16 protein-coding genes are annotated in these 13,988 nt (G+C 45.7%); 6 read left to right on the forward strand and 10 right to left on the reverse strand.

Annotation, left to right across the window (positions count from 1 at the left end):
* Nucleotides 1–17: 17 nt before the first annotated feature.
* Both cpxA and MSG38_RS19175 read right to left on the reverse strand, forming a co-directional pair.
* The gene (gene cpxA / locus MSG38_RS19170; protein WP_048605430.1) at nt 18–1,397 is read right to left on the reverse strand and encodes an envelope stress sensor histidine kinase CpxA; all 1,380 of its coding nucleotides are present in this window, start codon (nt 1,395–1,397) and stop codon (nt 18–20) included.
* A complete protein-coding gene (locus MSG38_RS19175; protein ID WP_017063670.1) occupies nt 1,397–2,086 on the reverse strand; it encodes a response regulator in 690 nt (229 codons plus the stop codon). Before MSG38_RS19175 ends, cpxA begins: the two co-directional genes overlap by 1 nt.
* Nucleotides 2,087–2,273: 187 nt before the next feature.
* On the opposite strand from MSG38_RS19175, the gene MSG38_RS19180 reads away from it, so the two are divergent.
* The 3 genes from MSG38_RS19180 (at nt 2,274) to pfkA (ending at nt 5,136) form a co-directional block, all read left to right on the forward strand.
* Nucleotides 2,274–2,783 carry a CpxP family protein gene (locus tag MSG38_RS19180; protein ID WP_017061162.1) on the forward strand — a complete coding sequence of 170 codons (510 nt, stop codon included), beginning with the start codon at nt 2,274–2,276 and terminating at the stop codon, nt 2,781–2,783.
* A gap of 164 nt (nt 2,784–2,947) precedes the next feature.
* Nucleotides 2,948–3,856 carry a CDF family cation-efflux transporter FieF gene (gene fieF / locus MSG38_RS19185; protein ID WP_029235400.1) on the forward strand — a complete coding sequence of 303 codons (909 nt, stop codon included), beginning with the start codon at nt 2,948–2,950 and terminating at the stop codon, nt 3,854–3,856.
* Between the two features lie 317 nt (nt 3,857–4,173).
* Nucleotides 4,174–5,136 carry a 6-phosphofructokinase gene (pfkA, locus tag MSG38_RS19190; protein WP_017061160.1) on the forward strand — a complete coding sequence of 321 codons (963 nt, stop codon included), beginning with the start codon at nt 4,174–4,176 and terminating at the stop codon, nt 5,134–5,136.
* Between the two features lie 150 nt (nt 5,137–5,286).
* Here the strand turns inward: pfkA and tpiA are convergent, their stop codons facing one another.
* Nucleotides 5,287–6,057, reverse strand: coding sequence for a triose-phosphate isomerase (gene tpiA / locus MSG38_RS19195; protein ID WP_017061158.1), 771 nt, complete (start codon nt 6,055–6,057; stop codon nt 5,287–5,289).
* A 249-nt stretch (nt 6,058–6,306) separates the two neighbouring features.
* Here tpiA and MSG38_RS19200 point away from each other — a divergent pair, with 249 nt between their 5' ends.
* Entirely contained in the window at nt 6,307–6,654 is a 348-nt protein-coding gene (locus MSG38_RS19200; RefSeq protein WP_050632402.1) for a 5-carboxymethyl-2-hydroxymuconate isomerase, read from the forward strand.
* A gap of 45 nt (nt 6,655–6,699) precedes the next feature.
* Nucleotides 6,700–7,128, forward strand: a complete 429-nt coding sequence (locus MSG38_RS19205; protein ID WP_248402418.1) for a DUF805 domain-containing protein — start codon at nt 6,700–6,702, stop codon at nt 7,126–7,128.
* Between the two features lie 62 nt (nt 7,129–7,190).
* On the opposite strand, the gene MSG38_RS19210 is transcribed toward MSG38_RS19205, so the two are convergent.
* The 3 genes from MSG38_RS19210 to glpX all read right to left on the reverse strand — a co-directional run bounded on the left by MSG38_RS19210 (nt 7,191) and on the right by glpX (nt 9,487).
* Nucleotides 7,191–7,538: a DUF3135 domain-containing protein gene (locus MSG38_RS19210; protein ID WP_048614960.1), complete on the reverse strand. Its 348-nt coding sequence runs from the start codon at nt 7,536–7,538 to the stop codon at nt 7,191–7,193.
* 122 nt (nt 7,539–7,660) lie between these two features.
* Nucleotides 7,661–8,281, reverse strand: coding sequence for a metalloregulator ArsR/SmtB family transcription factor (locus tag MSG38_RS19215; protein WP_248384889.1), 621 nt, complete (start codon nt 8,279–8,281; stop codon nt 7,661–7,663).
* Nucleotides 8,282–8,479: 198 nt separating this feature from the next.
* Nucleotides 8,480–9,487, reverse strand: coding sequence for a class II fructose-bisphosphatase (gene glpX, locus MSG38_RS19220; protein WP_048605418.1), 1,008 nt, complete (start codon nt 9,485–9,487; stop codon nt 8,480–8,482).
* A gap of 324 nt (nt 9,488–9,811) precedes the next feature.
* Between glpX and zapB the strand changes: the two genes are divergently transcribed.
* Complete coding sequence (gene zapB / locus MSG38_RS19225) at nt 9,812–10,054, forward strand: cell division protein ZapB (protein WP_008219652.1); 243 nt, start codon at nt 9,812–9,814, stop codon at nt 10,052–10,054.
* Between the two features lie 101 nt (nt 10,055–10,155).
* Here zapB and rraA read toward each other — a convergent pair whose 3' ends face one another.
* The 4 genes from rraA to hslV all read right to left on the reverse strand — a co-directional run bounded on the left by rraA (nt 10,156) and on the right by hslV (nt 13,768).
* A complete protein-coding gene (rraA, locus tag MSG38_RS19230; protein WP_017071322.1) occupies nt 10,156–10,674 on the reverse strand; it encodes a ribonuclease E activity regulator RraA in 519 nt (172 codons plus the stop codon).
* A gap of 73 nt (nt 10,675–10,747) precedes the next feature.
* On the reverse strand, nt 10,748–11,665 hold the full coding sequence (locus tag MSG38_RS19235; RefSeq protein ID WP_050632401.1) for a 1,4-dihydroxy-2-naphthoate polyprenyltransferase: 918 nt from the start codon (nt 11,663–11,665) through the stop codon (nt 10,748–10,750).
* 155 nt (nt 11,666–11,820) lie between these two features.
* Nucleotides 11,821–13,161, reverse strand: a complete 1,341-nt coding sequence (gene hslU / locus MSG38_RS19240; protein WP_048605412.1) for an HslU--HslV peptidase ATPase subunit — start codon at nt 13,159–13,161, stop codon at nt 11,821–11,823.
* 58 nt (nt 13,162–13,219) lie between these two features.
* Entirely contained in the window at nt 13,220–13,768 is a 549-nt protein-coding gene (hslV, locus tag MSG38_RS19245) for an ATP-dependent protease subunit HslV (RefSeq protein WP_004729692.1), read from the reverse strand.
* Nucleotides 13,769–13,988: the final 220 nt, after the last annotated feature.

Consider the following 13,988-nt stretch of genomic DNA (forward strand, 5'->3'; position numbering starts at 1 on the left):
TGAGCTTTGTGGGGGTATTACACCGGTAAGATAGGCAGGGTGATTTCGAGTTGTAATCCACCGAGCTGGCTGCGGGTCGCCGTGATGGTTCCGCTGTGTTGGCGAATCGCACTCTCGGTAATGGTGAGCCCAAGCCCAGTGCCGCCAGAATTACGATCACGGGCAGTGGAAACGCGATAGAAAGGTCTGAAGATAGAATCCAATTCATCATCAGGTACACCATCGCCATTATCGTTCACACAAATCGTCAGCTGATCTTGTACAACGTGGAACTGTACATCGACTTGGTCTTTACCATAGTAGATGGCATTGCGTGTAATGTTGTCTAGCGCACTCATCAGCAGTTTAGGGTTGCCCGAAATAGAGCGTTCTGGGATCTCCGAGAACGTCAGTTGTTTGCCCATCTGTTCGGCTTCAAACTCTGCGTCTTTTAAGATCTCTTCCCATAGGCTCGAGATAGGCTGAACCTCACGAGTAATATGGCTGTCGACCTGCATACGAGATAGCGTCAGCAGCTCACTGATCATCTGTTCCAAACGCTGTGCTTCGGTATCAATGCGTTCTAACTCTTGGCTCTCGCCTTGTTTACGAATCGCCAGTGCATTGGCCATGCGAAGACGTGTCAGTGGCGAGCGGAGCTCGTGTGAGATATCAGAGAGCAGGCGTTGTTGCCCCGAAATCATCTGGTTTACCGCTTCTACCATCTGGTTAAAGCTTTCACCCGCTTGTCTGAACTCTGAAGTACCTTTTTCGAGTGTTGGATCGACCTCGAATTGACCTTTCGCCACGCGTTGTGCCGCGCGTTCTAGCCTGCGAGCAGGTTGACTCAGTGCCCAAGCTAGCCAAAGCAATAGCGGGGTACTCGCCAGCATAACCGCCAGCAGTAACTGCAGAGGTCTATCAAACAGGCGTAACAAGAATGGCGGTGGTTGAGTCCACTTTATTCCGGCGTACATCAACAACTCTTCACCCGCGAGTTTGATCGGTACTGGACCTGCCACCATGTAGTGTCCGTACAGTTTTTGTTTCGGCACTTCAGGGTTATCTATCGAGGTAACAAAGTTGCGAATCGCTTTAAGTTTGTAGTCTGAATGCCTTTTCGAGGTAAGGACTGCGCCCTCAAGGTCGGTCAGGTAGATGCGAGCGCGAGAATCCTTGCGGCTGCGTGGAGCCTCAAGTTGGAAGACAATTTTGCCCAGATTTGGTTCTTTGGCGTAGCGTTTCTCTGTGATTTTAGCGATACGTTCGAGTTTATCGAGGTGATCTGCGGGCACATCTCGCGCGACTCGAGGGTCTAAATGGGGAAGTGACAGCACCGACAAAAGCACCAGTAACATGGTGAACCAAAAGATAGCAAAGATACGTCCATATAAGCTGGTGATTTTAGGTATACGCATTAATCTTCCTCTACCAATAAGTAGCCACGGCCTCGTAAGGTTTTGATGCGTGATTTGCCGTCAGTGCGCTCGGGAATTTTCTTACGCAGGTTGGAGATGTGCATGTCTATCGCACGGTCAAACGCTGCGAGCCTTTTACCTAACACATCTAGGCTCAATGCTTCTTTGGTGATCACTTGCCCTGGGTTTTGGATAAGGTGACTCAATAGTGCGAACTCGGTTGTGGTGAGGTCGATGAGCTCACCATTGCAGTAGGCTTCTTGTTTACCCGGGAAAACCTCGATGTCTTGATATTGAACTCTATCACTGGCCGCTTTAGGCGCGGTGGCGGTTTGAGTTCGACGCAAGATAGCTCGAATACGCGCTAACAACTCTCGGTCACTGAAAGGTTTAGGCAGGTAATCGTCCGCGCCAAGCTCAAGACCAATCACACGGTCGATCTCTTCGCCTTTTGCGGTCAGCATCAGCACTGGCGTTTCCCAATTTTCTCTCAGTTTCTTTAGTGTTTCCATGCCATTAAGACGCGGCATCATCACATCCAAAAGAATCAGGTCTATCTCATCATTGATAGCTTCAAGTCCTGCATAGCCATCATTGGCTTCGGAAACAGTGAAGCCCTCAAAGCTCAGAATGTCTTTGAGTAAGCTGGTTAACTCGGTGTCGTCATCAATAAGAAGAATGTTCGCCATTGGGAAGCCTTAATCGGTTATCTACTATTTACAGGTTAATAATACTGCTAATTATTCGTCAACTTTCACTCTTTACGATTCTTTACGCTTTCTAAACGTCACTTTACGAGGGAAAGACTAATCTATATCTAAGCGCTGAGAAACAGACGCAACACATGACTTATTATACCGAATTGAGGCAACAATTATGAAAATGACTAAGAAACTTGTACTAGCAGCTGCGGCACTTCCACTAATGTTAGGTACAGCAAGCGCGTTCGCATATGGCGGCGGCGATAAAGGCGACCACAAAGGCATGCACGGTAAATGTGGCGGCTTCGATAAGAAAGTGATGCGTCAACTAGATCTGACTGATGCACAAAAAACAGAATTGAAAGAGATGCGCGAAGCGAATCGTGCAGAGATGAAAGAAAAACACGCTGGCAATAAAGCCGATAAAATGGCGAAAATGAAAGCGCACCAAGAGAAAGTTCAAGCATTGGTGCTGGCTGACAACTTCGATGAAGCAGCAGCAAACGACTTAGCAAGCCAAATGGTTGAGAAGCAAACTGAGCGTCGCGTAGCAATGCTTAAGAAGCAACACGAAATGATGAGCGTACTAACGGCTGAGCAAAAGACTCAACTGAAAGAAATCCAACAAGAGCGCATGACTAAGTGTGCTGACAAAATGGAAAAGCGCATGAACAAAGACAAGTAATTCATTGCTTGAGAAATCAGCGTTGAATGAAAGTGTTTAGAAAGAAGCGGCCGAGTGCCGCTTTTTTTGATCCTTAAAAATGAATGTTTTACATCATAGCTGTCATATTCAATTGGTTGTTTGCAGGTTATACTTTGTGCTATCAGTCACTTTATAGCCAAGTTATGAAACAAGAATACGCACGTTTAGTTACGCTCGCCGCTTGGGCAGCCACCACCATCGCCACTATTTTATTGATAGTGAAAGTCGCAGCGTGGTGGGTGACAGGTTCCGTGAGTCTGTTGGCTTCCGTTGTGGATTCAATGCTGGATATCGCGGCCTCTGTCGTTAACCTTATCGTGGTTCGCTATTCTCTGCAGCCTGCCGACAAAGAGCACACCTTTGGTCATGGTAAGGCTGAATCTCTTGCTGCATTAGCGCAGGCGATGTTTATTTCAGGCTCTGCATGTTTCCTTATTCTCAATGGTATTGAGCGCTTCTTCCGACCTCATGAATTGAACTCTCCAGAGATTGGTATCTATGTCAGCTTATTTGCGATGGTGATGACCTTCGGTTTGGTTCGATTCCAAAAGCATGTGGTCAACAAAACGGGCAGCCAAGCTATTGCGGCTGACTCTCTGCACTATCAATCAGACCTTTATATGAACGCTGCGATCATGCTGGCACTGGCATTGAGCTGGTTTGGGATTGGTCAGGCGGACTCAGTATTCGCGGTCGGTATCGGTATCTACATTCTGTACAGCGCTTATCAAATGGCGATGGAAGCGGTTCAGTCTCTGCTTGATCATAAGCTGCCAGATGATGAGCTGAAACAGATTAAAGAGACATCATTGAGCGTGGAAGGCGTGTTGGGTGTGCATCAATTACGAACGCGTCGCTCGGGGCCAATACGCTTCATTCAACTGCATCTAGAATTGGAAGATAATATCCCACTTATTGAAGCGCATCGCATTTCTGACGAAGTAGAGGCTAAGCTTATCTCCGTGTTCCCTGATGCTGATGTATTAATTCACCAAGACCCGTATTCGGTCGTATTTGGACCAGAGAAGCAGCAGAAATTCCACTCGTGGTAATGCGTGCTAAAAATCAGCGGGCAAATGGTAAGTGAGTGGCTTTTGAACTAAAGTGAGTAAAAATTATTAACTGTTAGGTGATTCAAAAACCACCTTAGTAACAATTAATGTTGATTCTGATGTGAATCAACAAAGTTATTGAGTAAAACTGTAATACTCTTACAGAAGTAGAAATGTTACATAATTTTACGCGATTTGAGTGCTATTCCTGTTGAGGAAATGTAACATAACGCACAAATATAGATTTAAAATCTTGTTGATATACAATCAGCAAGAACAAGAATTGAATAATAGATTCCCAAAAATCGAGGGTGAGCATGATTAAGAAGATCGGTGTTTTGACCAGTGGTGGTGACGCTCCAGGTATGAACGCAGCAGTTCGCGGCGTTGTTCGTACTGCGTTATCAGTTGGCATTGAAGTTTACGGTATTTACGATGGCTACCAAGGCCTTGTTGAAGACCGTATCGAAAAGCTTGACCGTTCAAGCGTATCTGACGTGATCAACCGTGGTGGTACTTTCTTAGGTTCTGCACGTTTCCCTGAATTTAAAGACGTTGCTGTTCGTGAGAAAGGCATTGAGAACCTTAAGAAGCACGGTATCGAAGCACTTGTTGTTATCGGTGGTGACGGTTCTTACATGGGTGCTAAGAAGCTGACTGAAATGGGTTACCCATGTATTGGTCTTCCAGGCACAATCGATAACGATATCGCGGGTACTGACTACACAATCGGTTACCTAACAGCGCTTAACACTGTTATTGATTCAATCGACCGTCTACGTGACACGTCTTCTTCTCACCAACGTATTTCTATTGTTGAAATCATGGGCCGTCACTGTGGTGACCTTACGCTTATGTCAGCAATCGCGGGTGGTTGTGAGTACATCATTACTCCAGAGACTGGCCTAGATAAAGAACAGCTTATCAGCAACATCCAAGATGGCATTGCGAAAGGTAAGAAGCACGCAATCATCGCTCTAACTGAGCTAATGATGGATGCTAACGAACTGGCTAAAGAGATCGAATCTTCAACTGGTCGTGAAACTCGTGCAACGGTTCTTGGTCACATCCAACGTGGTGGTCGTCCTACTGCATTTGACCGTGTACTTGCTTCTCGCATGGGTAACTACGCTGTTCACCTTCTTCAAGAAGGCCACGGTGGTCGTTGTGTTGGTATCGAGAAAGAAGAACTTGTTCACCACGACATCATCGACTGTATCGAGAACATGCAGAACCCAGACCGTTCTGAGCTGTTCCGCGTTGCAGAAGAGTTGTTCTAAGCCACGCTTAGCGTTCGCTTAAAGAATTTAAAAACCGCTGATTGTTCAGCGGTTTTTTTGTGCCTGCCGTTTGAGGTTTTTGGAATGACAGGCAATAAAAAAGGCCAACCTAAGTTGACCTTTCATCTAATCTAAACGGTGAAGTTTAAATTAAGCTTTTGCTTCAGCTGCTGCTTTAGCGATAGCTGCGAAGCTTTTCGCGTCTAGAGCTGCGCCGCCAACTAGAGCACCGTCGATGTCTGGTTGTGCGAAGTAAGCTGCTGCGTTTTCTGGCTTAACAGAACCGCCGTATTGGATAACAACTTTCTTAGCAACTTCTTCAGATTTCTCTGCGATGTGTGCACGGATTTGAGCGTGGATGCGTTGTGCATCTTCAGCTGTAGCTGCTTTACCAGTACCGATAGCCCAGATCGGTTCGTAAGCGATGATAGCGCCTTCAAGAGCTTCAACACCTTGAGTGTTAATAACAGCGTCAAGTTGACGAGCACATACTGCAACAGTTTCGCCTGCTTCGTTTTGTGCTTCAGATTCACCGATACAAAGAACTGGAGTTAGGCCGTTCTCTTTTAGGAATGCGAATTTCTTAGCTACGAACTCATCTGATTCGTTGTGGTATTCACGACGCTCAGAGTGACCGATGATGATGTGAGATGCGCCGAACTCTTTAAGCATTGCTGGAGACATGTCGCCAGTGAATGCACCGCTGTTGTTTAGGTCAGAGTTTTGAGCACCTAGGATGATCGCGCTGCCCGCTTCAGTAAGCGTACGCTCAGCAAGATCAACGAAAAGTGCTGGTGGAGCAACTGCTACGTCTACGCCTGTTACGCCTTCAAGTTCAGCGTTAAGACCGTTTAGTAGATCAACAACCATTTCTTTGCTGCCGTTTAGTTTCCAGTTACCCATAACTACAGGATGACGCATAGGAATATCTCCAAAGTATTTAAATAAATCGAATGTAAAAAAGTAAACTTTATTACGAAATAATATAACAGATTAATATCAACAGATCATGACTGTGGTCATGACTTTCTTGGATCTTACTCAATGGTCAGAGTAGATTTTGAGCATATATCAGTGATCCGGCAGACAGAATAATAGCTAACTTCTCGGATTTTTCATCGTTAGTTGTTATTAAGGGACAAACGATTGCGTTAACAACAGGAAGTAACAATGCCGAATCTAGTTCTAGAGTACTCCAATTCAGTGGATGAGCGAGTAAATATCCAAGGCTTACTGGAAGATCTTCACCAAGTAGCTCTCACATGTGGCTTGTTTGATGTGCCGTCAGTGAAGTCTCGTTCATTGCGCTGCCATAATTGGTTGGTCGGTGATGAGGAAGATAGTGTAGACTTTATTCATATCAGCTTTGAGTTACTTTCGGGACGAACGGAAGAGCAAAAGCGAGAATTGTCACGATCGTTAATGCAGGTCCTGCAAGAACAAGCGAGTCATGTAAGAAGCTTAACGGTGAATATTCGTGATATGGATAAAAGTTGCTTTCAAAAAGTAATAAACTAACCATTGCTGCTGACTTTTAGCGGCGTATAAATTTGAGTATTTAAGATGTCGATGAAAGAATTACTGCTCTCTTTCAAGGGGAGAATTGGTCGTAAGACTTACTGGATTTGGAATATTTTCTACTACATAGCGATTACCGGTTTTGCTTCTGGTATCTCTGTGTTGTTCCCTGCTTACTCTTATATCCTGCTACCAATCTTCCTATTGATGCTTGTGATCCCAGACCTTGCGGTAACCGCTAAGCGCTGGCATGACCGCAATAAGTCTAATTACTGGCTACTATTGAATGTACCATTAGTCTTGGGTCGTTTAGCTTCGCCAATGGCTGCAACGACGACAGAGCCGGTATCGCCAATTCATATGGTGGCAACCGTCGCGGCATTAGTGTGTGGTTTGTGGATTCTAATTGAGTGTGGCTTGTTGAAAGGCACAGAAGGCCGTAATGACTACGGCGAAGACCCATGTAAATATTGAACAGCGAATCAATAAGAAGGGAGCATTACGCTCCCTTTTTTCTTTTTAATGCTTTGCTACTTTCAGTACATTTTAGGTTCGGTATTCGGCTTAAAAGGCACGACATTTTCAGGCAGAGATTCTTCAAAGCCGCAGCGCCCTTCGAGTGCATCTTGGAACTTACAGACCTGACAGCGTAGCTCTTGCATGAGTACGACATTAGCATGGTGTGGGTTTTTACAACGGCTAACCACTAAGTCGATGTGACTTTGTTGGGCGCGAAGTCGGTCTTGCATCACGTCTGAAGCCGAACATATCATCTGTTCGCACATCTCGTGTTTGAATTGATTGAATGCTTTCGGATCGCTTTTCGCGAGTTGGACAAGTTCATCAAAGGGTGGCAGTTTTTGAGAGGGTTGTGGATGCGCCATCATTCCTTCCTTAGCATTAAGCGTGTTTCATATGCTCTAAGCTTAAGAAAGAAATCTGTACAAATTTTAATCTATTTGTATTTTCTCAATATTGAGACGGTATTAATCGCTTACCGTTACAATCAAAGTGCGGGTGTTAAGGTGTAAGTACAGCGTCGTTCGCCAGCAATGATGTGCTCTGTACGGCTCACATGGCACTCATCTTTTAGTAGCTCAGTAAATACATTGAGCTCAGATTGGCACAGGCTAGGGCATCGAGTTGCAGCCTTACAGATAGGGCAGTGGTTCTCAATCAAGATGTAGTGATCATCATGCTCTTGAAGCTCAGCCATGTAGCCTTCGTCTTCACGAAGCTGGGTAAGTTTTTTAAGCTTGCTGATGAGTGAATTACAGTCAGACAATGCAGTTTGATACTGCTTGAGTGTGTGTTGTTCACGCTCGGCAGCAACCTTAGCCAGTCCTTCTTTACCAAATAGATTCTCCACAGCATCAATCACTTGAATAGTGAGTTCACCATGTCGGTCTGTAAATTGGCTATGGCCTTGTTGAGTCAAAGACCAGTGGCGAGTCGGGCGACCCACTTTCACTTTCACGTCATGAAACGCAAGAATACCGTCATCTTCCAGGCTTTGCAGGTGTTGCCTTGCACCCATTGTCGTCATGCCAAACTCTTCTGACAGTTGTTTCGCGGTTACCGCGCCTTGACGCTTAATGGTCTGTAAGATTTTGTCGCTTGTTTTCATACTATCCCTACCTCATTAACCTTACTATTATGAGGCAAGGTGTTTATAAAGCAAACCATTTACTATATTGATAGTAATTTACTCTATAGATAGCGTTTTACTCTATCGGCAGCCATGGTGAGATTCTGCTGCGCCAATAAAACAAAAGGCTGATACTTGGTATCAGCCTTCGAATATTCTGTTTCACCGAGTTTTGGCTTACAGGATATGACCTACTACTTCTGGATCTTTACGCTCTAGGTAGTGGATAGATTTGATGCGGCGAATCGTACGGCAGCGGCCACGGATAAGCAGAGTTTCTGTGGTTGCGATATTGCCTTGACGAGAAATGCCTTCTAGCAAGTCACCTTTAGTGATGCCTGTTGCTGAGAATACAACGTTGTCGCTGCGTGCCATGTCTTCCATCTTCAACACGATACCCGCCGTTACGCCCATTTCTGCGCAGCGCTCAAGTTCAAGTTCACCGTGCTTGCGGTTTTCTTCTGTGTCGCCTTTAACTTCATGGCGAGGTAGAAGACGACCGTGCATGTCGCCGTCGAGTGCGCGAATAACAGCAGCCGAAACCACACCTTCAGGTGCGCCGCCGATGCAGTACATGACGTCGACTTCGCTGTCTGGCATACACGTTAGGATAGAAGCCGCAACATCACCGTCTGGCACAGCAAATACACGAACGCCCATTGCTTGCATATCGGCGATGATTTGATCATGACGAGGCTTAGCAAGTGTGGTTACGACTAGAGTATCGAGTGTTTTACCTAGTGCTTTAGCGATGTTTTCTAGGTTTTCTGTTAGTGGCAGTTCTAGGTCAATCACGCCTTTAGCGCCAGGGCCAACAACCAACTTTTCCATGTACATATCAGGCGCTTTAAGGAAGCTGCCTTTTTCGCCTGCCGCCAATACAGCCAATGCATTTGATTGGCCCATTGCTGTCATGCGTGTCCCTTCAATTGGGTCAACTGCGATGTCGACAGCATCGCCGCCCACACCTACGTTTTCGCCGATGTACAGCATAGGTGCATCATCGATTTCACCTTCGCCGATAACAATCTCACCGCTAATTTCGGTTTTGTTTAATAGGCTACGCATTACTTCTACAGCAGCGCCATCTGCAGCGTTTTTATCGCCACGGCCAAGCCACTTGTAACCAGCTAGTGCTGCACCTTCTGTGACACGAGAGAATGACATTGCTAAATCGCGTTTCATGCGGACTCCAAAATTTTCAAAGGGGGAATAGAAATTTCGCGGCGAATTTTACCATATCCAAAAGGAAACGTTTGCCTTTTTGTTTTTTGGAGATTGCTCTCGATCAATTCGCAGTGGAAAACAGTTATTATTCATCAAAATAATCGGTTTGCCGTTGTGGTGGTAATCGTTCACGTCAATATTCGGTAAAAAGCGCTGTTTTTTTCATCGAATGGCGCAAAATATCGAATATATTGAGTGTTTATCCTTGCTCTGCTGAGTAGAATGGGGAAATAAGTGGAGTGAACCTTCACCATCAAACGGATAACTTAAAGGTAGGCCAGAATGTCTTTTGAAGTACTAGAGCAGCTAGAAGCAAAAATTCAAACAGCAGTAGATACAATTGCACTTCTTCAAATGGAAGTGGAAGAGCTTAAAGAAGAGAAACAAGCACTAGCAACAGAAGCTGGTGAGCTTAAAGCAAGCCGTCACGAGCTAGAGCAAAAAACTCAGCAAATGCAGGAAGAGCATTCAGCATGGCAAGATCGCATCCGTAACCTTCTTGGTAAAATGGATGAAGTAGAGTAATCGACTCTTCAGATTTAAAAAAAACGCCCGCTACTTAGTAGCGGGCGTTTTTGTTTGTGTTCTTATGCTTCGTGTTCTTATGATTTGAAGCTGAGTGAGAGTTACTCGACCTCTTCTTCTTCAACATCCAGATCAAGTTCTACATCTAAAGGTTCGGCAGAAAGAATGATGCCGGTGTTGTCTGCGTAGAGGTAATCTTCGGGTAAGAAGGTCACGCTGCCAAAGTTCACAGGAACGTCTAACTCACCGACACCTTCTTGGCTCGCACCAACAGGGATAGAAGCTAAGGCTTGAATGCCTAGGTTCATGTCTTCAAGCTCATCGACTTCACGAACGCAGCCGTAAACCACAATCCCTTCCCACTCATTGTCTTCGGCAAGTAGGGCAATCTCAGCATCGATCAGCGCTTTACGCAGTGAGCCGCCACCATCGATTAACAACACACGCCCCAGACCGTCTTGCTCTAGTACAGAGCGAATCAAAGCGTTGTCTTCAAAACACTTTAATGTCGTGATCTGTCCTGCGAAGGATGCACGTCCACCGAAGTTGCTGAACATTGGCTCCACGACATCAACTTGATCCAAATATATGTCGCACAGTGCTGAAGTGTTGTATTCCATTAGTATACCTTTTGAACAATGAGCTTACTTTGAGTATATCGGCGCTTGATCCCTTTGCAATGATTAGTCTCATTTAACTCAATAGAGTTTGAGCTACGACAACCCCTGCAAACAATAGGTTAGTGACCAGTGAGCATTTCACAATCACGGGCATCATTGGTGCAATTTGCGCTGGCTTTTCGGTTTCCCAAACAGCTTTGCCATGCTTGTAAACAATAATAATGCTCAGCAAAAACGGCAGGCTGATCCAGACTGGTTTTTCTTGAATAAGCAGGTAGATAGCGAAAGAAGCAAGGGCGAGGCCAAGCAGAGCAAAATGATAATGCTTGGCTTTGCGTTGTCCAAGGCGAACCGCCATGGTGCGCTTACCACATTCGCTGTCATTTTCGATATCACGCATGTTGTTGATATTGAGTACCGCAACCGCCATCAAGCCACAGCCCAATGCCGGAAGGAATAGGCTTGGTTCAACATGACCAGTGTGTAAGAAGTAAGTCCCTGAAACACCTAACAAACCAAAGAAGATAAACACCGACAAGTCGCCAAGGCCGATATAGCCATAAGGCTTATTACCGACGGTGTAAGCGATGGCAGCAACAATGGCTAATACGCCTAACGCAATGAAAGATAAGATACTTTCAATCGAGGTTAAGGCATGGAAAATAAGAATAAGCCCAGCGACCATGGTAAACACGATGTTGAGGATGATCGCTTGCTTCATGGTTTTCGCCGTCACTGCGCCAGATTGCATGGCACGTGTTGGCCCCAGACGATTTTCGTTGTCTGTGCCTTTTACGGCGTCGCCATAGTCATTGGCTAGATTCGATAAAATCTGTAATAGGGTGGCGGTTAAAAATGCCAGTAGGGCTATCGATAAAGAAAACTGACCACCGGCGAACGCTAAACTACTTCCTGTAAGAATAGAGACAAGTGCGAGAGGCAGAGTTTTTGGTCGTGCGGCATCAAGCCAGATCAGTAGAGATTGTTTCATCGTAGGTCTAATTCTTTGTAAGTCTTCGTTTCATACTGTGATTTGAGTATACGCCCATTTTTCGGGTAATAAAAAGCCCACTCGAAAGTGGGCCTTGAATTCGCTTATTAGCTGCTATTTCTTTGAGATAGAGCAATAAGTTGGAGTTTCGTGTGCTACAGGATGAAACGGCTTAGGTCTTCGTCTTCAACGAATTCGCCAAGTTTCGATGTTACGTAAGCTTCATCGATCACTAGTTTGCTGCCAGCTTTGTCTGTTGCTTCGAATGAAATCTCATCCATTAGACGCTCCATCACTGTGTGTAGACGACGCGCACCGATGTTCTCAGTGGTTTCGTTTACGCGCCATGCTGCGTCCGCAATCTGGTTGATGCCATCTTCAGTGAACTCAATGCTGACATCTTCTGTTTTCATTAGGGCAATGTATTGCTCTGTTAGCGATGCTTTTGGCTCAGTTAGGATGCGTTTGAAGTCATGTGCTGATAGTGCTTCAAGTTCTACGCGGATTGGCAGACGACCTTGTAGCTCAGGGATCAGATCAGATGGCTTAGCCACTTGGAATGCGCCTGATGTGATAAACAAGATGTGGTCAGTTTTAACCATGCCGTGCTTGGTTGATACTGTGCTGCCTTCGATAAGAGGCAGTAGGTCACGCTGAACACCTTCGCGAGATACGTCTGGGCCTGAGCTGTCGCCACGCTTACAGATTTTGTCGATCTCATCGATGAATACGATGCCGTTGTTTTCAGCGTTGAAGATCGCGTTCTCTTTTAGCTCTTCTTGGTTCACAAGCTTTGAAGCTTCTTCTTCCGTCAGTGCTTTGAATGCGTCTTTGATTTTCATCTTACGCTTTTTCTTGGTGTCGCCTGCTAGGTTTTGGAACATGCCTTGCAGCTGGTTTGTCATCTCTTCCATGCCTGGAGGTGACATGATTTCAACGCCCATTTGCGGCGCGGCTACATCAACTTCGATCTCTTTGTCGTCTAGCTTACCTTCACGCAGTTTCTTGCGGAAAATCTGACGAGTGTTTGAAGATGTGGTGTCTTCAGTTGATTGCTCGTTCTGACCCCAAGCATCACGTGCTGGTGGTAGAAGGGCATCAAGAATACGTTCTTCAGCTTGCTCTTCTGCGCGGTATTGTACTTTTTCCATCGCTTGTTGGTGTGTCATCTTGATTGCAACGTCCGTGAGATCACGGATGATGGTCTCTACTTCTTTACCAACGTAGCCAACTTCGGTGAACTTAGTCGCTTCTACCTTGATGAAAGGCGCGTTTGCTAGTTTCGCTAGACGGCGAGCAATTTCAGTTTTACCGACACCCGTTGGGCCAATCATTAGAATGTTCTTTGGTGATACTTCAACCCGCAGGCTTTCTTCAAGCTGCATACGACGCCAGCGGTTACGCAGAGCGATAGCCACTGAACGCTTAGCGTTGTCTTGGCCGATAATGTGGCGATTGAGTTCGTGAACAATTTCGCGAGGAGTCATTTCAGACATGGTTTTTCCTTAATTCTTTAATCACTGTTGAATACAACGTTATTGATGGAAGCGGTCGTTACTCTGGCTTTGGCAGCTCAACGGTGCTTTCTAGTTCTTCAATAGTGTGGTGATGGTTGGTGAAGACACAGATATCGCCCGCAATGTTCAGCGACTTCTCTGCGATTTCACGCGCATCTAAATCAGTATTTTCTAATAGTGCAGTAGCGGCTGCTTGAGCGAAGTTACCGCCCGAACCGATCGCAATCAGGTCGTTCTCAGGTTGAACTACGTCACCGTTACCTGTGATGATCAGTGAAGCGGTCTCATCCGCTACTGCTAACAGTGCTTCTAACTTACGTAGAGCACGGTCGCTACGCCAATCCTTCGCTAGCTCAACGGCAGCTTTGGTCAGGTGGCCTTGGTGCATTTGTAGCTTGCTTTCAAATTTTTCGAATAGCGTGAAAGCATCAGCAGTACCGCCAGCAAAACCTGCCAGTACTTTGTTGTTGTATAGGCGACGTACTTTACGGGCATTGCCCTTCATTACAGTATTGCCTAGAGATACTTGTCCATCACCCGCGATGACGACTTTATTATTACGACGTACAGATACAATGGTAGTCACGAGTAGGGCCTCTTAATATTTCTTATCTTTGGGTATAAAAAGTATATGAGGATGGTGCTCGGATAATTCAAGGAAGGGTGAGTGATGTCGTGCAAACTTATCGGCGGAAGTTGTAACGAAATTTGGTTAAAGGGGAGGGGGATAAAAGAAAACCTCCACAATGGGAGGCTTTCGCTGTTTGATTTTCGGCTTTTATTAAGACAAAGACTGCCGCGGAATC

This window comes from Vibrio sp. 1CM24A (assembly GCF_023161725.1).
Classification (GTDB): domain Bacteria; phylum Pseudomonadota; class Gammaproteobacteria; order Enterobacterales; family Vibrionaceae; genus Vibrio; species Vibrio coralliirubri.

Coding starts and splice junctions, on each gene's coding strand:
- MSG38_RS19210 (WP_048614960.1), bottom strand. CDS start 7,538: ATGGCGCATCCACAACCCTCTCAAAAACTGCCACCCTTTGATGAACTT.
- rraA (WP_017071322.1), bottom strand. CDS start 10,674: ATGGAATACAACACTTCAGCACTGTGCGACATATATTTGGATCAAGTT.
- cpxA (WP_048605430.1), bottom strand. CDS start 1,397: ATGCGTATACCTAAAATCACCAGCTTATATGGACGTATCTTTGCTATC.
- fieF (WP_029235400.1), top strand. CDS start 2,948: ATGAAACAAGAATACGCACGTTTAGTTACGCTCGCCGCTTGGGCAGCC.
- MSG38_RS19235 (WP_050632401.1), bottom strand. CDS start 11,665: ATGAAACAATCTCTACTGATCTGGCTTGATGCCGCACGACCAAAAACT.
- glpX (WP_048605418.1), bottom strand. CDS start 9,487: ATGAAACGCGATTTAGCAATGTCATTCTCTCGTGTCACAGAAGGTGCA.
- MSG38_RS19200 (WP_050632402.1), top strand. CDS start 6,307: ATGCCGAATCTAGTTCTAGAGTACTCCAATTCAGTGGATGAGCGAGTA.
- MSG38_RS19180 (WP_017061162.1), top strand. CDS start 2,274: ATGAAAATGACTAAGAAACTTGTACTAGCAGCTGCGGCACTTCCACTA.
- zapB (WP_008219652.1), top strand. CDS start 9,812: ATGTCTTTTGAAGTACTAGAGCAGCTAGAAGCAAAAATTCAAACAGCA.
- hslU (WP_048605412.1), bottom strand. CDS start 13,161: ATGTCTGAAATGACTCCTCGCGAAATTGTTCACGAACTCAATCGCCAC.
- MSG38_RS19205 (WP_248402418.1), top strand. CDS start 6,700: ATGTCGATGAAAGAATTACTGCTCTCTTTCAAGGGGAGAATTGGTCGT.
- MSG38_RS19215 (WP_248384889.1), bottom strand. CDS start 8,281: ATGAAAACAAGCGACAAAATCTTACAGACCATTAAGCGTCAAGGCGCG.
- MSG38_RS19175 (WP_017063670.1), bottom strand. CDS start 2,086: ATGGCGAACATTCTTCTTATTGATGACGACACCGAGTTAACCAGCTTA.
- tpiA (WP_017061158.1), bottom strand. CDS start 6,057: ATGCGTCATCCTGTAGTTATGGGTAACTGGAAACTAAACGGCAGCAAA.
- pfkA (WP_017061160.1), top strand. CDS start 4,174: ATGATTAAGAAGATCGGTGTTTTGACCAGTGGTGGTGACGCTCCAGGT.